Source organism: Streptomyces sp. NBC_01439 (genome assembly GCF_036227605.1).
Lineage (GTDB): Bacteria > Actinomycetota > Actinomycetes > Streptomycetales > Streptomycetaceae > Streptomyces.
Window position 1 is genome coordinate 1789241 of record NZ_CP109487.1, and the last position, 19408, is coordinate 1808648.

15 protein-coding genes are annotated in these 19408 nt (G+C 71.9%); 5 read left to right on the forward strand and 10 right to left on the reverse strand.

Features of this window, described 5'->3' with window-relative positions:
* Positions 1-16 precede the first annotated feature (16 nt).
* Positions 17-1591, forward strand: coding sequence for an alpha/beta hydrolase (locus OG207_RS07885; RefSeq protein WP_329097162.1), 1575 nt, complete (start codon positions 17-19; stop codon positions 1589-1591).
* Between the two features lie 121 nt (positions 1592-1712).
* Here the strand turns inward: OG207_RS07885 and OG207_RS07890 are convergent, their stop codons facing one another.
* The gene (locus OG207_RS07890; protein ID WP_329097165.1) at positions 1713-2201 is read right to left on the reverse strand and encodes a MarR family winged helix-turn-helix transcriptional regulator; all 489 of its coding nucleotides are present in this window, start codon (positions 2199-2201) and stop codon (positions 1713-1715) included.
* Positions 2202-2274: 73 nt separating this feature from the next.
* Between OG207_RS07890 and OG207_RS07895 the strand changes: the two genes are divergently transcribed.
* The 3 genes from OG207_RS07895 to OG207_RS07905 all read left to right on the forward strand — a co-directional run bounded on the left by OG207_RS07895 (position 2275) and on the right by OG207_RS07905 (position 5374).
* Positions 2275-4401: an MMPL family transporter gene (locus tag OG207_RS07895; protein WP_329097167.1), complete on the forward strand. Its 2127-nt coding sequence runs from the start codon at positions 2275-2277 to the stop codon at positions 4399-4401.
* A 92-nt stretch (positions 4402-4493) separates the two neighbouring features.
* Positions 4494-4772 carry a UBP-type zinc finger domain-containing protein gene (locus OG207_RS07900; protein WP_329107481.1) on the forward strand — a complete coding sequence of 93 codons (279 nt, stop codon included), beginning with the start codon at positions 4494-4496 and terminating at the stop codon, positions 4770-4772.
* A 122-nt stretch (positions 4773-4894) separates the two neighbouring features.
* Positions 4895-5374: a DUF427 domain-containing protein gene (locus OG207_RS07905; RefSeq protein WP_329097169.1), complete on the forward strand. Its 480-nt coding sequence runs from the start codon at positions 4895-4897 to the stop codon at positions 5372-5374.
* Positions 5375-5403: 29 nt separating this feature from the next.
* On the opposite strand, the gene OG207_RS07910 is transcribed toward OG207_RS07905, so the two are convergent.
* The 5 genes from OG207_RS07910 to OG207_RS07930 form a co-directional block, all read right to left on the reverse strand.
* Positions 5404-6657 (reverse strand): NAD(P)/FAD-dependent oxidoreductase, encoded by a 1254-nt coding sequence (locus OG207_RS07910; protein ID WP_329097171.1) that lies wholly within the window; start codon positions 6655-6657, stop codon positions 5404-5406.
* 219 nt (positions 6658-6876) lie between these two features.
* Entirely contained in the window at positions 6877-7329 is a 453-nt protein-coding gene (locus tag OG207_RS07915) for an SRPBCC family protein (RefSeq protein WP_329097172.1), read from the reverse strand.
* 50 nt (positions 7330-7379) lie between these two features.
* The gene (locus OG207_RS07920; protein WP_329097174.1) at positions 7380-8810 is read right to left on the reverse strand and encodes an MFS transporter; all 1431 of its coding nucleotides are present in this window, start codon (positions 8808-8810) and stop codon (positions 7380-7382) included.
* 34 nt (positions 8811-8844) lie between these two features.
* Positions 8845-9258: a PaaI family thioesterase gene (locus OG207_RS07925; protein ID WP_329097175.1), complete on the reverse strand. Its 414-nt coding sequence runs from the start codon at positions 9256-9258 to the stop codon at positions 8845-8847.
* Positions 9259-9304: 46 nt separating this feature from the next.
* Positions 9305-11329 (reverse strand): NADPH-dependent 2,4-dienoyl-CoA reductase, encoded by a 2025-nt coding sequence (locus OG207_RS07930; protein ID WP_329097177.1) that lies wholly within the window; start codon positions 11327-11329, stop codon positions 9305-9307.
* 208 nt (positions 11330-11537) lie between these two features.
* Between OG207_RS07930 and OG207_RS07935 the strand changes: the two genes are divergently transcribed.
* On the forward strand, positions 11538-12899 hold the full coding sequence (locus OG207_RS07935; protein ID WP_329097178.1) for an alpha/beta fold hydrolase: 1362 nt from the start codon (positions 11538-11540) through the stop codon (positions 12897-12899).
* A 30-nt stretch (positions 12900-12929) separates the two neighbouring features.
* Here OG207_RS07935 and OG207_RS07940 read toward each other — a convergent pair whose 3' ends face one another.
* The 4 genes from OG207_RS07940 to OG207_RS07955 all read right to left on the reverse strand — a co-directional run bounded on the left by OG207_RS07940 (position 12930) and on the right by OG207_RS07955 (position 19231).
* Complete coding sequence (locus tag OG207_RS07940; RefSeq protein ID WP_329097180.1) at positions 12930-15953, reverse strand: alpha-mannosidase; 3024 nt, start codon at positions 15951-15953, stop codon at positions 12930-12932.
* A gap of 85 nt (positions 15954-16038) precedes the next feature.
* Positions 16039-16917: a carbohydrate ABC transporter permease gene (locus OG207_RS07945; protein ID WP_329097182.1), complete on the reverse strand. Its 879-nt coding sequence runs from the start codon at positions 16915-16917 to the stop codon at positions 16039-16041.
* A complete protein-coding gene (locus OG207_RS07950; protein WP_329097184.1) occupies positions 16914-17807 on the reverse strand; it encodes a carbohydrate ABC transporter permease in 894 nt (297 codons plus the stop codon). Before OG207_RS07950 ends, OG207_RS07945 begins: the two co-directional genes overlap by 4 nt.
* A gap of 89 nt (positions 17808-17896) precedes the next feature.
* Positions 17897-19231: an ABC transporter substrate-binding protein gene (locus OG207_RS07955; RefSeq protein WP_329097186.1), complete on the reverse strand. Its 1335-nt coding sequence runs from the start codon at positions 19229-19231 to the stop codon at positions 17897-17899.
* Positions 19232-19408 lie beyond the last annotated feature (177 nt).

Consider the following 19408-nt stretch of genomic DNA (forward strand, 5'->3'; position numbering starts at 1 on the left):
CGAAAGGATCGGCTCAGTGCGCCTGAAACGCTTCGCACCGCTGCTCGCCGCCGCCGGACTCATCGCGACCACCGTGCCCCTGCTGTCCGCGACCCAGGCCTCCGCCGCCCCGGCCGCGGACCACCTTCGGCAGAAACCCGCCTGGCACCGCTGCAGCCCCGAGCAGCCGGCCTCGTACGAGTGCGCGACGCTCAAGGTCCCGCTCGACTACCGGCGTCCCGACGGCCGCACCATCGACCTCGCCATATCCCGGGTGAAGAGCGAGAACCCGGCCAAGCGCCACGGCGCCATGCTGCTGAACCCCGGCGGACCGGGCGGTTCCGGCCTCGACCTGCCGCTGCTGATCGGCGAGGCGATGCCGAAGGAGGTGCGGGAGCGCTACGACCTCATCGGCTTCGACCCGCGCGGGGTGGGTGCCAGCAGCCCGATCACCTGCGGCCTGACCGACACCGAGCAGAACTTCAACCGCGCCTACCGTCCGGAAACCTTCGGCTCCGACGTGACCTGGGCGCGCACCGTCGCCGACAAGTGCCGCGAGAAGGCCGGTTCGGTGCTTCCGTACATCACCACCCGCAACACGGCCCGGGACATGGACACGATCCGTGCGGTCCTCGGCGAGCGCAAGCTCTCCTACCTGGGCTACTCGTACGGGACCTACCTCGGCGCGGTCTACTCGCAGATGTTCCCGGACCGCACGGACCGTTTCGTGCTCGACAGCGGCGTGGACCCCCAACGGATCTGGCGCGGCATGATCCAGGTCTGGGCCACCGAGGCCGAGCCCGCGTTCGCCCGGTGGACGCAGTGGGCGGCGCAGCGGTCGGCGGAGTACGGGCTGGGCGACACCCCGAAGGCCGTGTCCGACACGTTCTGGGACCTGGTGGCGCGCGCCGACAAGGAGCCGTTCGAGTTCGAGGGCATGAAGGTCGACGGGGACATGATCCGCTCCGTGCGCGGGGTGTTCTTCTACCCGGCGCAGGCCACCCCGCTCGTCGTGGCCCTGAAGGCCGCGGCCGAGGGCAAGCCGCTGCCCGCGGGCACGACCGAGACGGAGGTCAAGCGGCTGCTGGCCGGCGGCGCGGCGGCCGAGCCCGCCTCGGACAACAGCACCGCCGTGTTCTGGGCCGTGGCGTGCGGGGACACTGGTAGCTGGCCGCGCTACACCGAGCAGTACGAGCGGGACGCCGCGAAGGACAAGGCCAGGTACCCGCTGTACGGGGACTTCGCGTCCAACATCATGCCGTGCGCCTTCTGGGACCGGCCGGTCGAGGCGGCCACGCCGATGCACAAGAAGGCGAACGTGCTGACGGTGCAGAACGAGTGGGACTCCCAGACCCCGCTGGTGAGCGGCCAGGGCCTGCACAAGGCCCTCAAGGGCTCGCGGATGGTGCTGGCGGCCGGCGGTGAGGGCCACGGCGTGTACCTCTTCGACCCGACCTCCTGCGCCAATGCCCCGGTGAGCGCGTACCTGGCCACGGGCGAGCTGCCCGCCCGGGACGTGACCTGCCAGAACCCGCCGGCCGCTGCCGAGCGGCGCGGATCGGTGGCGCCCGCGAAGCCGCTGCCGTTCCCGTCCGCCCCCGGGCGGTTCTGACGACCCGGAGCACCACGCGTTGACCTGCGGAACCTGCCCGGGGCCTCGGCCCGGGCAGGTTCCGCAGTCGTTTTCCCCCTCCCCCGCTCAGGAGCCGATGGTCAGGCGGCGCCGGCGCCCGTCATCGGACGAGGGTGAGCTGATGGTTCATCTCGGCGAGGAAGCGCACCACCACGTGGAGTTCGTCGTGGGTGAAGCGGGCGCGGGCGGCGTCGGTGCCGTGGGCGAGGGGGCGGAAGTAGTCGCGGGCGACCTGCTGGGCCGCTTGGGCGTAGTGCAGGTGGACCACCCGGCGGTCGTCGGCCGCCCGGACGCGGCGGATGTGGCCGGCCTTCTCCAGTCGGTCCAGGCACGCCGTCATGGCGCCCGAGGTGAGGTTCATCTGCTTGCGCAGCCGGCCGGGCGTCATGGGGCCGCCGTCGTCGGCGTCCGCGTCCAGTACGGCGATGAGCGCCTGGACGTCGGTGAGGTGGAGGCCCTGGGCGTGGGCGAACTCCTGCGCGATGCGATTGAACTCGGCGTTCATCCGGCGCAACAGAACGGCGAAGGACTGCAACCCGATCGGGTCGTCGGCCGGAAGCAGAGGCGAGGGGCTGTCTGTGTCGCGCATGATCTCAGGATATGATCTCTCGATGATTGACATTCTTTACAACTGACTTAAATGTCACGGCCAGGAGCTCGCATTGAAGAACACACCGCGCTGGGCCCGCTGGGTCGTACCCCTCGCGCTTCTGATCCTGTGGCTCGGCATCGGCGGGACGCTCGGTCCGTACGCGGGCAAGTTGGGCGAGGTCGCCACGAACGACCAGGCGGCGTTCCTGCCGCGGAGCGCCGAGTCGACGCAGGTGCTCGAAGCCCGCAAGGCGTTCGAAACGTCGCCGTCCGTTCCCGCGATCATCGTGTGGACGGCTGACGGCGACCGGGTGGACGTCGGGCAGCAGGAGGCCGCCGCCCGCGCGGTCAGCGGTCTCACCGGCCGGCCCGGCATCGCCGGTCCGCCGTCACCGGCCGTCGTTTCCGATGACGGCCTGGCGATCCAGGCCGTCGTACCGCTCGCGCCCGGCCTGGGCGAGGAGCTGCCGACGGTCCTGGACGAGGTGCGGCAGGCCGCTCAGGCGGTGTCGGGCACCTCGGTCGAGATCGCAGGTCCGGCAGCCACCCAGGCGGACCTCTCCGATGCGTTCGCCGGCATCGACGGGCTGCTGGTGGGCGTGGCGCTCGGAGCGGTGTTGTTGATCCTGCTGCTGGTCTACCGCAGCGTGCTGCTGCCCCTGGTGATCATCCTCAGTGCGGTGTTCGCACTCGGCCTGGCCTGCGCGGTGGTGTACGTGCTGGCCGACCGGGGCGCCGTCCGGGTCGACGGTCAGGTCCAGGGCATCCTCTCGATCCTGGTGATCGGGGCCGCGACCGACTACGCCCTCCTGCTGACCGCGCGTTTCCGGGAAGAGCTCGTGCTACGGGGCGACCGGCTGGAGGCGGTCCTGGCCGCCGTGCGCCGGTCGGCCGGCGCGGTCACCGCGAGCGCGGCGACCGTGGCGCTGGGGCTGCTGGCCCTGCTGGCGAGCGATCTGACGAACAACCGGGCTCTCGGGCCGGTCGGTGCGATCGGCATCGTCTGCGCGGTGTTGAGTTCCCTGACCTTCCTGCCGGCCGTACTGGTCCTGCTGGGCCGGACCGCCTACTGGCCCGCCACGCCCGAGCCGTCCGACGCTCAGGCCGAGGGCCACGGCGTGTGGCGCCGCATCGCAGGTCTGATCGACCGGTCTCCGCGGCGCGTGTGGACGATCACGGCCCTCCTGCTCGTGGTCCTGGCGGGGTTCTCCGCCTCCCTGTCTTCCAAGGGCGTGCCACTGGAGGAGATCTTCGTCAACGACGCCCCCTCGGTCAGTGCCCAGCAGACCCTTGCCCGGCACTTCCCCGGCGGTTCGGGCAACCCGGCCGTCATCATCGCCGACGCCCGGCGGATCGCCGAGGTACGGGCGGCGGCCGAAGGCACGGAAGGAGTTGCGGCGACCGTCCCCGTCACCGCGGGCGGCCGTCCGGGCTCGGGGGCTCCGCTCGTCGTGGACGGCCGGGTGCGCTTGGACGCCACGCTGGAGGCGGCGGCCGACAGCGACGCCGCGAAGGCGACGGTCCAGGAGCTGCGCGAGCGGGTGCACGCGGTGCCGGGTGCCGACGCGTTGGTCGGGGGCTACACGGCCCAGCAGTTCGACACCCAGCAGACCGCGGCCCGCGACCGCGCCGTGATCGTCCCGGTCGTCCTCGGCATCATCCTGCTGATCCTGGCCGCCCTGTTGCGGTCCCTGCTCGTACCCGTCCTCCTCGTGGCGACGGTGGCCCTCAACTTCCTGGCGACCCTGGGCGTGTCCGCCCTCGTCTTCGAGCACCTGCTCGGATTCAGCGGGACGGACGCTTCCGTGCCGCTCTACGGCTTCGTGTTCCTGGTGGCGCTCGGCGTCGACTACAACATCTTCCTCATGTCCCGCGTACGGGAGGAATCCTTCGTCGTGGGCACCCGCGAGGGCGTTCTGCGGGGGCTCATCACCACGGGCGGGGTCATCACGTCCGCCGGCGTGGTCCTCGCCGCGACCTTCGCCGCGCTGATGGTGATCCCCCTGGCCTTCCTCGTCCAGATCGCCTTCATCGTCGCGTTCGGCGTCCTGTTGGACACCCTCGTCGTGCGTTCCCTGCTGGTGCCGGCCCTCATCATCGACATCGGCCCGCGCGTCTGGTGGCCGAGCGCCCTGGCACGGCCGGCCACGGCGGTCGACCCGGACTCCGCACCGGCACGTCAGGAAGGCCGACCATGACCTCCGAAGATCCCGACGGCCTGCGGCCACCGCTCTCCTCGTGGGCGGTATCGCCCGACGGAGGGCTTCCCGAGGGGCGTGTCTGTTCCCACCTGGCGGCACTGCCCGCATCGCCGGGGACGCCGTACGAGGTCTGCGCGCAGTGCCGCTCCCGCGGCTGGACCTGGACCCGGCTCAGGTGGTGTGCCACGTGCGGGCACGTCGGATGCTGCGACAGCTCCCGCGGCCGGCACGCCTACGCCCACCACGCGCAGACGGGACACCCCGTGGCCCTGTCCCTGGCCCCTGACGAGTCCTGGGCCTGGTGTTTCGTCGACGAGGTCTTCCTCGTCCGGGTCCCGGGGGGAGACGGGCCGGGCTCGCCCCACTGAGGCCGCCGGGCTTCGGGCCACCGGGTTCGCCACGTTCGCGACGAGGTCGGCGCACCGCATCCGCCGGCGGGGAATTCGGCGAAGTCCGGGTGGAGGTGCATGCGATGGGTGAGGCTTGGCGCATGGATGGCCGGCGGTCGACCGAATCGGTCGGGGAGTACCCGCGTCCGCCGCGGGTGGAGGCGGACGCGCGGCGCGTGGTGATCGTGCATCGGGGAGTGACGCTCGCCGACTCCCGGGGTTGCCGACGCGTGTTGGAAACGAGACACCCCCCGGTCTTCTACGTGCCGCGCGAGGACGTGCGCAGCGACCTGTTGTCGAGGTCCCGGGCGACGAGCGTCTGCGAGTGGAAGGGGTCGGCCACGTACTGGACCTTGGCCGTGGACGGCTCCACCGTCCCGGACGTGGCATGGAGCTACGAGGCTCCCCGGCCGGAATACGCAAGCATCGCCGGGAGTCTGGCCTTCTACGCGGGCAAGGTCGATCTCTGCACGGTGGACGGAGAGCGCGTGCTGGCCCAGCCCGGCGACTTCTACGGCGGCTGGATCACCGCCGAGATCCTGGGCCCGTTCAAGGGCGGTCCGGGAACGACCGGCTGGTGAGGGCAGGACCCGGCGGCGGGTGACGTCCGTCAGGGCGTTGCCGCGGTCCCGAGGTCGGTGAGCACCTCGCGGGCCGCCCTCGCCCCCGAGGCGAGTGCTCCCTGGAGCGAGCCCGTCGCGCGGTGGTCCCCGCAGACGTAGCGGCCCGGGGCGAAGCGGGTGGTGCGGGTGAGGGGCATCGGCGGGGGCATGGCCGGCAGGGCGTTGCGCACCGTCACGCGGTGCACGGGCTCCCAGGTTCCGGTGTCCACACCGTAGGCCTCGGCGACGGCGGAGAGCACGGCCGCCTCCTCGGCCGGGGCGGGGGCACCGAGCACGGAGGTCGACACCAGGCTCCTGCCGTCACCGCAGTAGCCGGGCTGGACCTCGGTCAGGACGCACGTGTTCAAGAACCTTCGGCGTGCGTCGATCAGCAGGGTGGGTTCCGGGAGGGGAGAGCGTTCGACCGCGTGGTAGAGGGTCGTAACGGTCCGTCCCGCCGGCGGTTCGAGGCCGGGCAGCAGGCGTGCCGCGGCGCCGGCCCCGGTGGCGACGACGACGGCCCGCGCCCGCACTTCCCCGTCGCCGGACGCCACTCCCGTCGGCGTCAGCGCGGAGACCGGCGACGCGAGCCGCAGCACCCCCCGGGGCAGCCCGGCGGCCAGTTGGGCCGGCACGGCGCCGATGCCGTCGCGGGGGAGGCAGAGCGTACCGCGCAGCATGCTGCGCCAGACCAGGTGGAAGAAGCGGGCGGAAGTCTCCAGGGAGTCCTCCAGGAAGACCCCCGACAGGAAGGGCCGGAAGAAGGTTTCGACGAAGTCTTCGGAGAACCCCGCGTCGGCCAGGGCCGTGCGGGTGGTGACGTCGGGTCGGGCCCGCGCCCGGGAGGCGGGTGCGAGCACGGCGTGCGCCGACAGGGCGCCGAAGGCCAGCAGGTCGCGCGGCGTGACCCGCCCGCCGGTGAGGAGACCGATGCCGTCGCGCGGGCGCCGCGTGGGATCGGCGATCCGGAGCCTCCCGGCGTCGCAGTGGACCAGCACACCGGGCGTGAACGGCCGCAGGAAGAGAGCGCGCAGGTCGAGCCGGCGCCTGACCTGTGGGTAGCTGGTGTTGAACACCTGGAAGCCGCGGTCGATGGTGAAGCCCGCGACCCGGTCGGTGCGGATGCGGCCGCCGACAGTGTCTTCGGCCTCCAACAGGCGCACCCGCAGGCCGGCCGCAGCGAGATCCGAGGCGCATGCCAGGCCGGCGGCTCCCGCACCAACGACCACCACGTCGTGCCGCTCGCCCTGCGCCTCGGCCATGAACGCCCTCGCACTTCTCGCCCGACTCTTGCCCGACTCGCACGGCTGCGGCCAGGCTACGCGCGGCTTCTGGACGGCGAGGGCGGACGCGCCGCCCCCGCCCGCCCCGCTCGGGGCGCACGTTGCCCCTTCGTCAGGCGCGGTGCAAAGACCGGGGCCGAGTCGGGCCCGCCGGCGGTTCCGAGGACGGCCGGGGTGAGTCCGGCTGACGAAGCGCCGCTACGGGGTGAGGGACGCCTCCGCGGCCGCCTTGATGCGGCGGCCGAAGTCGGGGGCGTCCTTGCGGGCCGCGCCGGCCGCGAGGCCGACGAGCAGCTTGCCGATGCCGTGGCCTTCGAGGGTGTTGAAGATGCGGACGCGGGTGCGGTCGCCGGGCAGGGATTCGAGGTCGTAACCGCCTTCCGCCGTGATGAGGTTGCGGCTCTGCTCCGTCCAGCGGATCAGGTGCGGCGGTTCCAGACCGACGATGCGGAACTCACGGCCGGTCTTCATCCCGGCGTCCTTGACCGTGCTCCGGAAGACCGTGCCGAGGGCCGTGGGGCCGTCCGGGGTCTTGGTGATCTCCTGGACGCGCGGGCTGAATTCGGGGTCGTGCCGCCCGTCGGCGAGATAGGCGAACACCGCCTCCACCGGTCGGTCGATCTCAACACTCGCCTCGAACTGTCCGGACATGTGGGCTCCTCGGTGCGGCTACCTGTGGTCCACGATCCCAGACGGGCACGTTACGCGCGCGCCGACGGCCCCGCGGCCGGCTCCTGGTCCGGGGCGGCGGGCCCGGCCACGACCGCGCCCGCGCGGCTGCCGCGCAGCGGGGTCAGCAGCGCGCCGCCGAGGATCAGCAGGCACAGCGCCCCGCCCGCGAGGCTGACCGCCGGGACCCCGTGTCGGGCGGCCAACAGCGTGAGCACGGCCGCGCCCACCGGGCCCGCGGCGTTGTGCACGGTCCAGAAGGCCGACGTGACCCGGCCGAGCAGGTGGTCCGGGGTCACCTCCTGGCGCAGGGTCATGCTGCAGATCCCGCCCAGGGTCATCCCGAACATGAAGACGGCGGCCAGTGCGGCGATCACCGGCACGCTGCGGCTGACGCCCGTCACCGTCACCCCGACGGCGATCATCCCGACCGAGGCGAGCCAGCACGTGCCGAAACCGAGGAGCCGGCGCAGTCGCCCCGCGCTCAGGGCCGCGGCGACGGACCCGGCCCCGCTGACGGCGATCACGTAGCCGAGGGTGGCCGCGTCCCGGCCGAGGTCGTGCTGGACCCGGTAGATCAGCAGGTCGGTGGCGCCCATGGTGACGAAGGTCAGCAGGGTGAGCCCTACGGTGAGCGGGCGCAGCAGCGGGTGGCTCCACAGGAAGCGGAAACCGACCACGAACATCTCCCGGAAAACCCCGGACCCGGACCCGGCCCCCGCCCGGTCCCCGGACCCCGCCCCGGTCTTGTCCGCGCCGTCCCCGGCCGGGCGTGCGGTGAACCTGACCCACCCGAGGCTCGTGGCGGACACCAGGAAGGTCGCCCCGTCAAGGGCCAGCGCCCAGTCCGCTCCCACTCCGGCCGTGAGGAAGCCGGCGACCACCGGTCCGAGCAGGCTCCCGAGGGCGAAGGTGCCCATGAGCCGTCCGTTGGCGGCCGTGAGGTCCTGCGTGCGCACCAGATTGGGGATGGCCGTCACGTACGCGACGTCGAACAGCGTCCTCAGTACGGACGCGAGCGCGGTCAGTACGTAGAGCAGCCAGATCTGCGGCCCGGCGACCCACCAGACGAGCGGTACCGCGCCGAGCAGCACGGCCCGCGCCAGATCGCAGACGATCATGAGCCTGCGGCGGTCCACCCGGTCCACCACGTAGCCGGCGAAGATCCCCGTGCCGATGGCGGTGGCGGCGGAGACGACCGTGACCAGGCCCATCTGGACGATGGATCCGGTGGCGTGGAGGACGAGCAGCGGGAGTGCGAGCATCGAGATGGACCCGCCGAGCACGGACAGGGCCTGGCCGAGCCAGAAGACGGCGAAGTCCTTGTTCCGCCGCAGCGGCGGAAGCGAGTCGTACGTTCTGGATTCCGCCGAGATGGTCCCGCTCCCCCGTGCCCGCCGGCCTCCTTCGTGGTCGGCCGATCCGGGCGAGCGTAGGCGAGCCGGTCCGCCGCCCGCCAACACGTTTTCGCCCCGACTCCCCCGGTCCCGGAGGGGGCTAGCCGAGCAGGGCGTACACCGTGGAGGCCGTGGCCGCGGGGTCCTCGGAGCCCTCCGGGGTCAGGGTGATGTCGGCGAAGGCCATCCGCTTGCCGAGCTTGGTCACCCGTACGTGGATCAGTACGTCGGCCCCGACCACCGGCCGCTGGAAGCTCGTGGACTGCTGAACGGTGGTCATCGGCCCGTAGGCGCCGCGGGCGGCGGAGATCGCGATGACGGTGGCCGTGTCGGCGGCCGCCATCATGGCCTGGCCGGAAAGGCCGCCGCCGTCCCGGGCCAACTCGTCCGACCAGGGCAGGCGCAGCACGGCGTGCCGCTCGCCGGTCTCCTGGACGCTCAGCCCCAGGGCGAGCACCCAAGGGGCGAAGTTGTCGGTAAGGATCTTGTCTGCGTCTGCCGGTGAGATCGTCACCGGGAGATTGTGGCGGTCCGGCCGGACCGCCACAATCCCCTTTCGGTCAGAGACTTGCAGCGAGCTCCGTGCCCTGTCGGATGGCCCGCTTAGCGTCGAGCTCGGCCGCGACGTCGGCGCCGCCGATCAGGTGGGCCTCCACACCCGCCGCGCGCAGGGCCTCGTACAGGTCGCGGCGCGGCTCCTGGCCCGTGCACAGGACCACCGTGTCGGCGGGCACGAGGCGCTGTTCGCCGCCGACGGTGATGTGCAGGCCCTGGTCGTCGATGCGGTCGTACGCGGCTCCCGCGACCGAGACGACGCCCCGGTGCTTGAGCTCCGCGCGGTGGATCCACCCGGTGGTCGTGCCGAGGCCCGCGCCGACCTTGGTGGCCTTGCGCTGGAGGAGGTGGACCTGGCGCGGCGTCGCGGGGCGCTCGGGGGCGGTCAGCCCGCCGGGGCCGGCGTACGTGGTGTCCACGCCCCAGTGGCGGAAGTAGACGTCGGGGTCCTGGGCTGCGCCCTCGCCGCTGTCGGTGAGGAACTCGGCCACGTCGAAGCCGATGCCGCCGGCGCCGACGACGGCGACGCGCTCGCCGACGGGTGCTCCGTCGCGCAGCACGTCGAGGTAGCTGACGACGTTGGCGTGGTCGACGCCCTCGATGTCGGGGGTGCGCGGGGTGACGCCGGTGGCGACGACGACCTCGTCGTAGCCCTGGAGGGTCTCCACGTCGGCGCGGGTGTTCAGGCGGACCTCGACGCCGGACTCCACCAGCTGGGTGCCGAAGTAGCGGATGGTCTCCTCGAACTCCTCCTTTCCGGGGATGCGGCGGGCGACGTCGAGCTGGCCGCCGATGTGGCCGGAGGCCTCGAAGAGGGTGACGGCGTGGCCGCGGCCGGCCGCGGCGACCGAGCAGGCGAGGCCGGCGGGACCGGCGCCGACGACGGCGACGCGCTTCTTGGTCCGCGTCGGGGACAGCACGAGTTCGGTCTCGTGGCAGGCGCGCGGGTTGACCAGGCAGCTGGTGATCTTGCCGCTGAAGGTGTGGTCGAGGCACGCCTGGTTGCAGCCGATGCAGGTGTTGATGGTCTCGGAGCGACCGGCCGCGGCCTTGGCGACGAAGTCGGCGTCGGCCAGGAAGGGACGGGCCAGGGAGACCAGGTCGGCGCGGCCGTCGGCGAGCAGCTCCTCGGCGATCTCCGGGGTGTTGATGCGGTTGCTGGTGACGAGGGGGACGCTGACCGCGCCCATCAGCCGCTTGGTGACCCAGGTGTAGGCGCCGCGCGGGACGGAGGTGGCGATGGTGGGGATGCGGGCCTCGTGCCAGCCGATGCCGGTGTTGATGATGGTGGCGCCGGCCGCCTCGATCTCCTTGGCGAGGTGGACGACCTCGTCGAGGGTGGAGCCGCCGGGGATCAGGTCGAGCATGGAGAGGCGGTAGATGAGGATGAAGTCCTCGCCGACGGCCGCGCGGGTGCGTCGGACGATCTCCAGCGGGAAGCGGACGCGGTTCTCGTACGCGCCGCCCCAGCGGTCGGTGCGCTTGTTGGTGGCGGCGGCGATGAACTCGTTGACCAGGTAGCCCTCGGAGCCCATGATTTCGACGCCGTCGTAGCCCGCGAGCTTGGCGAGGCGGGCGGCGCGGACGAAGTCCTCGACGGTGCGCTCGACCTCGGCATCGGTGAGCTCGTTCGGGACGAAGGGGCTGATGGGGGCCTGGATGGCGCTGGGCGCGACCAGGTCCTTGTGGTAGGCGTAGCGACCGAAGTGGAGGATCTGCATCGCGATCTTCCCGCCCTCGGCGTGCACGGCCTCGGTGATCACCCGGTGCTCGGCGGCCTCGTCCTCGGTGGTCAGGCGCGAGCCCCCCTCGAAGGGGCGGCCGGCGTCGTTCGGCGAGATGCCCCCGGTGACGATCAGGCCGGCGCCGCCGCGTGCGCGCTCGGCGTAGAAGGCGGCGAGCCGCTCGAAGCCGCCCTGGTGCTCTTCGAGGCCGGTGTGCATCGACCCCATGATCACGCGGTTCGGCAGGGTGGTGAAACCGAGGTCCAGGGGGCTCAGCAGGTGCGGGTACCGGCTCTGGGAACTCATGAGGGGCGCCTCCTCGCGCGGGGGTGATGAACCTGTTCTAGCGAGGGGAGGCAGGTTTTGCAACTAAGTGCATAACCAGGTGACCGCATCTCGCCCCGTCTCCCCCGGGCCCACTGGGTCCGCCGTCCCGAAGCTGTGGCACAGTTCACGCCGGCGGCGCGGGCGGGGGCGCGCCCGGCGGGCGGCCGGGGTCGGTAGCGTCGGCCGGATGATCGAACACCACTCCCTGACCGTGAACGGCCTCCCGCTGGAGTACGAGGTGTCGGGCCCGGCGAACGGCGACCCGCTGGTGCTGCTGCCCGATCAGGGCGACTGGGCGGTGCTCCGCGCCGAGCTCGCGCGCACCCGCCGGGTGTACCTCCCGTACGCGTGCCGCAACGCCGAGCCGGCGGGGTCGTACCCGTGGCCGTACTGGGGAGCCGACGTACTCCTGGGCTTCCTGGACGCCCTTGACCTCGACCGGGTGGACCTCGCCGGCCGCGCGGGGGGCGGGGTGGCGGCCTACCAGGCCGCGGCGGCCCGGCCCGGGCGGGTGGCCCGGCTGGTCCTGGAGGAGGTTCCGGCTCCGCGCGAGGACTGGCAGGTGAGACCCGACCACGTCGAAATCGACTGGTCCGAATGGTCTGACCGGGAGCAGTGGGGGAGCTCTCTGCCCGAGCCCGACGAACTGGACGAGTTCGGGCGGATCACCGCACGGACCCTGATACTCGCGGGTGGCCCCACGAGCCCGTACGCACAGGACCGCATCGCGGAAATGTCCCGCCGGATCCCCGACGCGCGGCTGACCACGATCCCCGTGGGACACCTCGTCCACGCGGCCGCCCCGCAGGAATTCGTCCGGGCGGTCGTGGACTTCCTCGACGAACTGCCCGACGGCGAGTCGGCCCGGCTCTGGCTGGCCGAGCGGGGCGTGGTCCGGACCGGCGAGCACACCTGGACGGACGGCGGGACCGGGGAGGGCCGGCTCACCTCGAACGAGGTCGCCCACTGGTGGTCCGCGGCTGCCCTCGGGGACGACTCCCTCGACGTCGAGCACCGGCTGCGGCTCGGCTTCGGTCTGGTGGACCTCCTCGACGAGCACCGGGTGACGGTCGAGATCGCCTCCGCCGCCCGGGGCATCGCGGATCCGGACACGGCCCGCGTGCTCTGGAACGGCTACCGCAGCCGACTGGGCGCCCCGGCTGCCTGCGCGGCGATCACCCGCTCCCTGCGCGCCGACTGGTTCGAGGACCGCGACACCGTGGAGACGGCCTTCACCGAGGTCCTCGGCAAGGACGTCACACAGCTGCAGAAGGACGCCCCGGAAGCCGTGCTGCGCCGTGCCCGGCGGGTGCTGGAATCCTCCGGACGCGTGCCCTGGCAGGTCAAGGAACTGGCCTACCGGGCCGCGGCCCGGGTCACGGCCCTGCACGAGGCCGTCTTCCGGGGCATCCTGCACAGCCACCGCGACGGGCACGGCGGCCTCGACCGCGCCCGGGCGCGCACCGTCCTCGACAAGCTGGAACTCCCGGCTGACACGGCGCACCTGGCCGAGCTGCGGACCGCGCTGGGGAGCGGGCCCCGGCCCTGACGGCCGGGCCGGGGCCCGCCCGGGCGGTGATCAGGGGCGGTGCAGGCGGACCGTGACGATCTGGAACGGGCGCAGGGTGAGCGGGATCCGGCGCTCGGGGGTGGGGACGCCCACCGCCACGCCCGCGAGCGGGCGTTCGAGCAGGTCGCTCTCCACCGCGTCCGTGATCGGGAAGCCCGCCGTGAGGGTGGCCCGGGCGCGGCCGCCGCGGGACTCGTAGAGGCGGACGATCACGTCACCGCTGCGGTCCTCGGCCAGCTTGACCGCCTCGACCACCACCGCGTCCTCGTCGACGGTGAGCAGCGGGGCGACCGGGCCCGCGCCGCGGACCACCCGCTCGGGCAGGTTCAGCGCGTGGCCCTCGCGGACCGCGTCCCCGATCCCGGCGCCGGGCGCGATCGAGAAGCGCAGGGTGTGGGAGCCCTGGTCGGTCTCCGGGTCCGGGTAGCGCGGGGCGCGCAGCAGGGAGAGCCGGACCGTGGTGGTCTGGCCCCCGTCGGCCCGTACCTCCCGGGTCACGTCGTGCCCGTACGTGGAGTCGTTGAGCAGCGCCACCCCCCAGCCGGGCTCCTCCGCGTGGATCCAGCGGTGGGCGCAGATCTCGAACTTGGCCGCCTCCCACGAGGTGTTGGTGTGGGTGGCCCGGTACACGTGTCCGAACTGGGTCTCGGAAGCGGTCCGGTCGGCCTTCACGTCCAGCGGGAAGGCGGCCTTGAGGAACTTCTCCGTCTCGTGCCAGTCCACCTCCGTGACGATGTCGACCGCCTTGGCCCCGGCCCGCAGGGTGATCTGCTGGACCGCCCCCGACCGGCCGAAGGAGCGGGTCACGCGCACGGTCGCCGACCGCGGGCCGCTTCCGGTGACCTCCAGCCGGTCCAGCTCCACGAGATCGATGACCCGGTTGCGGTAGAACGCGTCGATGTCCCAGGCGTCCCACATGTTCGGGAAGTCGGGGTGGATCTGGAGCAGGTTCGCCGCGGCACCCGGGGCGACCGTCTCCCGGCGCGCCTCCAGGTCGTAGACGGAGACGATCAGGCCGCGGCCGTCGATCTCCACCAGCAGCCGGCCGTTGGCCAGGATGTGCCCGCCGCCGTGCCGCTCCTCCACCGTGACCGGCTCCCCCGCCCCGGCCGGACGGCCGGCCCCGCCGGCCGGAACGCCGCGGCGGGCGTGCGGGGCGCAGTTGAAGACGAGCTCCTCGGTGCCCTGACCCGCCAGCGCCTGCTGCGCGGCGAGGGTGATCGCCCGGAGCTCCTCGCGCACCGCCGCGTACGTCTCGCGCGCCTCGCGGTGCACCCAGGCGATGGACGAGCCCGGCAGGATGTCGTGGAACTGGTGGAGCAACACCGTCTTCCAGATCCGCTCCAGGTCCTCGTACGGGTACGCGTACCCCGCGACCCGCACCGCGGCCGTAGCCGCCCACAGCTCGGCCTCGCGCAACAGGGACTCGCTGCGCCGGTTGCCCTGCTTGGTCTTGGCCTGGGAGGTGTAGGTGCCGCGGTGCAGCTCCAGGTAGAGCTCACCGGCCCAGACGGGCGCGTCCGCGTACTCGGCACGGGCCTTCTCGAAGAAGGCGTCCGGGCGCTCGATCCGGACCTTCGGGGAGCCTTCGAGGTCCCGCTGGCGGCGGGCTCGGGCGAGGTGTTCGCGGGTGGGGCCGCCTCCGCCGTCGCCCCAGCCGAAGGGGACGAGCGAGCGCGAACCGTGCCCCTTCTCGCGGTAGTTGCGGGCGGCGTGGGCCAGTTGGGCGCCGCCGAGGTCGCTGTTGTAGGTGTCGACGGGCGGGAAGTGGGTGAAGACGCGGGTGCCGTCGATGCCCTCCCACCAGAAGGTGTGGTGCGGGAACCGGTTGACCTGTGACCAGGAGATCTTCTGGGTCAGGAACCAGGTGGAGCCGGAGAGCTTGACGATCTGCGGCATCGCGGCGGTGTAGCCGAAGGAGTCGGGGAGCCAGACGTTGTGCGTCTCGATGCCGAACTCGTCGAGGAAGAACTTCTTGCCGTAGAGGAACTGGCGGGCCATGGCCTCGCCGCCGACCATGTTGGTGTCGGACTCCACCCACATGCCGCCGACCGGTACGAACTGCCCGTCCGCGATCTTCTTCTTGACCCGTTCGAAGAGCTCGGGCCGGTAGGTCTTGATCCAGTCGAGCTGCTGCGCCTGCGACATCGCGAACACGAACTCGGGGTGCTGGTCCATCAGGTTGACCATGTTGGAGGCCGTGCGCGCGACCTTGCGGACCGTCTCGCGCAGCGGCCACAGCCATGCGGAGTCGATGTGGGCGTGGCCGACCGCGCTGATCCGGTGCGCGGAGCCGTTGGCGGGGGCGGCCAGCACCCTGGCCAGACACCCGCGGGCGGCGGCCGCCGTACCGGGTACGTCGTCGAGGTCGAGGGCGTCCAGGGCCGCGCCGAGTGCCCTCAGGATCTCGTGCCGGCGGGCGTCCGCGGTGTCGAGCTGGATCATCAGGTCGTAGAGCACCTCCAGGTCCTGGACCAGTTCCCAGACCTCCGTCTCGAAGACGGTGAGCGCCATCCGGGCGAGCCGGTACAGGGGCTGGTCGCCGCTGGTCGGCAGGTCGCCCTCGTACGTGGCCGCGTGGTCGACCAGGACCGGGTTGGAGGCGGCCTCGACGTACCACTCGACCTGTTCGCCGCCCTCGGCCCGCTCGGCCACGCGCACCCAGTCGTTGTACGGATTGAGGGCCTTGACCTCGCCGCCGTCGGCCCGGTGGACCAGGCCCTCGCACTGGAACCCGGGCATCATCCGGTCGAAACCGAGGTCGAGGACGGCTTCCACGGTGCGGCCGGCCCAGTCGGCGGGGACCGTACCGGTGACCCTGAACCAGGTGGTGCCCCAGGCCGGACCCCACGGGTCGCCGATCGCGCAGGGCTCGTAGTGCGCCGCGAGTCCTGCGGCGACGGGGACGGGCTCGCCGGGGGCCTCCCACCGCTCGACGGTCAGCGGGACCGCGCGGGAGCGGACGGCGGGCTTGACGCGCTCCTCGAGGACCCGGCGGAGGCGGTGTTCGGTGATGCTGCGGTCGTCATGCATGACTGCTGCTCCAGGGAGGGTGGTCGGTACGGACGGCGGGCGGGCTCGGGTCGTGACGGATCGGGTCGGGTCGGGTCGTGAAGGCTCAGGTCTTGACGGCTCCCTCGCCCACGCCCTTGAAGAAGAAACGCTGGAGGGCGAAGAAGAGCAGCATCATCGGGACCAGCGCGGCCATCGCACCGGCGGCGACGAGCCGCTGGTCGTTGACGGTGGTGGCGCCCGCCAGGGTCTTCAGGCCGAGCTGGAGGGTGTAGTGGTCGCTGTTCGTGAGGACCAGCAGGGGCCACAGGAAGTCGTCCCAGGCGCCCATGAAGCTGGTGATGCAGACGACGGCGAGGGCGCCCTTGGCTGCGGGGAGGAAGACCCGGGTGAAACGGGTCCATTCACCCGCCCCGTCCAGGACCGCGGCCTCCTCGACCTCCCGGGGCACGGCGAGGAAGGCCGCCCGCATGATCATGACGTTGAGCACGGAGACCGCCCCGGGCAGCCAGACGCCCACGAGGGTGTCAACCAGGCCCATCTCGCGGACGGTGAGGAACATCGAGATCATCACGGACTCGAAGGGGAACATCAGGGTCGCCACCAGCACGGTGAAGACCACCTGCCGGCCCTTCCAACCGGCCCGGGAGAGGGCGTAGCCGCCCATCGCCGCGAAGAGCATGTTCGAGGTGATCGCGAGGGCGGCGACCGTGAGGGTGTTGCCGACGTACTGGAGCAGCGGGAAGGACTCGGCGACCCGGACGTAGTTGTCGAGGGTGGGGCGCGCGGGCAGCACGCCGTCGTACACGTTCTCGGTGCGGCCGCGGATCGAGGTCAGGAACTGCCAGACGATCGGGCCCAGCATCACCACGAGCACCATCAGCAGCGTGGCGTACCTCCCGGCCAGGCCGATCCGGCGGCGCCTGCGGGCGGCGGCCGTGCGCCGGGACGGCTGCCCGCTCCCGGAGGAGGGCGGTCTGCTCATCGCTCGTCCCCCTTCGACAGGCGACGTCCCAGCAGGCTGAAGCCCAGGGTCAGGAGGAACAGCAGGATGGAGATGGCGCAGGCGTAGCCGGTCTCGCCGGAGAAGCCGAGGCCGACCTGCCGGATCAGGAAGGGCAGGGTGCGGGCGCCGCCGCCGGGGCCGCCGCTCTCGCCGCCGAGTATGTAGATCTCGGTGAACACGCGCAGCGCCGAGATGGCGGAGAGGGTGCCGACCAACAGCATCATCGGCTTCACCTGGGGCACGGTGATGCTGAAGAAGCGGCGGACGGGGCCGGCGCCGTCGATCGCGGCGGCCTCGTGGAGGGTGGCGGAGACGTTCCCGAGGGCCGCCAGGTAGAAGACCATGTAGTAGCCGAGGCCCTTCCACACGGTCACGATCATCGCGGAGACCAGCAGCATCGAGGAGTCCGTCAGGAACGGGACCGGCTCGGAGACGAGGTGCAACCGCTGGAAGACGGTGTTGACGAGACCGTCGCTGCGCAGCACCCACTGCCAGATCAGCCCGACGACCACGGCGGAGGCGATCACCGGGGTGTAGAAGGCGGAGCGGAAGAAGCCGATGCCGGGGACCTTCGCCCGGACGAGGACCGCGAGGGCCAACGGCAGGAGGACCAGGCAGGGGACGACGACCACGAGGTACAGCACGCTGTTGCCGGTCGCGACCCAGAAGTCGGGGTCGGCCAGGGCGCGCCGGTAGTTGTCGAGGCCGACGAAGCTGCCGCCGCGCAGGATCTGGGCGTCGGTGAGGGAGAGGACGACGGTGTTGGCGAACGGCCAGAGGCTGAACAGCGCCACCATCGCAAGGCCCGGTGCGAGGAACAGGTAGGGGGTCCACCCACTGCGGTGGGGCAGTCCGGTCTCGGTCTCCATGGCCCGCAGGGCCTTCCTGCGGTTCGCCGCCGCGCGACGCCCTTCGAGTGCCGTACCGCCGCCGCGCGGCTGGCCCGCGGCGCCGCCGGTCACTTCGCGGCCGCAGCGGCGAGGAGCTCGTTCGCCGCTTCCTGCGCCTTCTGCACGGCGGTCCGGGGGGCCTGTTCGCCCTTGATCGCCTTCTGCACCTCGCGCACGACGGCGTCGCCGACCTGATTGGTCCACTGGACGGGGGTGTTGGCGTCGAGCGCGGCGCTCTTCAGCTGCTCGGCGCCGACCGCGCGGGCGAGGGTCTCCGCGTCCTTGCCGTCGCCCTTGTCGGAGAAGAACGGGTCGGCGAGTCCCCGGGCGTTGGACGGGTAGATGGTGGCCTTCCTGGAGAACTCCACCTGGTTGGGGCCGTTGGTGACCCACTTGGCGAACTCGGCCGCCGCGTCCACGTGCTTGGTGTCCTTCCTGATGCCGAGCGACTGGGCGTAGATGCCGATGTGACCGAGCGTGCCGGTGACGGCCCCGGCGACCTGGGTCTTGGCGTAGATCTGCGGGGCGTTCTGCTTGATGTCCTTGACGAAGCCCGGGGATCCCGGGCCGAAGACGAGCTTGCCGCCGCCGTAGAGCTGGTTGATGTCGGCCGACGTGAGGAGGGACTCCTTGGGCATGGCACCCTTGGCGTAGAGGTCCTTCATCCGCTCCACCCACCGGACGGCCTGGTCCGTGTCGAAGGTGAAGCGGTCCCGCTTCTCGCTGAGGATCGGGACGCCCATCTTCTGCCAGTCCCCGGGCAGTCGGCCCTTCGGGTCGGCCATGAAGGCCGAGTACCGGCCGCCGGACGAGGCCGCGATCCGCTCGGCGTAGTCGAAGAACTGCTCCACACCGGTCGGAGGCGCGGCCGGATCCAGACCGGCCTTCTCGAAGAGCTCTCTGTTGTAAGTGAGGATCTCCGGGGTGACGTACCAGGGGTAGGCGTACACGCTGTCGCCCCTGCCGGGCAGCTTGAACTGCTCCCAGGCTCCCGGCACGTACTCCTTCGCCGACGCGCCGTCGAGGGCTGCCACGTCGGCGAGCATGCCCCGGTCACCGAGGAGCTGGAAGGAGTCGGTGGAGAGGTTGACCACGTCGGGGAGGGCTCCGGCCTGGGCGTCGGCGACGAGCTTCTCGTTGTAGCCGTCGCCGGGGACGTCCTCCCACGTGACCTTGACGTCGGGGTAGCGCTTTTCGAAGGCGTCGATGACCCCCTGGACGTAGGACGTGAAGGTGGGCTTCAGCTGGAGGGTCCGGAAGGTGATCTCACCGGCCACCCGGCCCGTCCGCTGCGCCTCCTTCGCGTCGGCGGCCCCGCCGTTCAGGCCGCACGCGGCGGTGGAGAGGAGGGTCCCCGTCGCTAACAGGGCGACAGCGATACGGGTCGGGTTCGAACGGGTCATCGTCGCCGCCTTCGTAGAAGTCCGGCCTCATCGCCGGAGGCGGTGCCCACGGTCGTCCGAAAGCAAGACCTCGTCAATGAGGCAGGAGGACGGCTGGCCGGTGACGCATTGGTGCCGAATGGCGCGGCCGGTCCCGACTGGTCCACAGGGCCTCGATCACCACCCTTTCGAACTGGA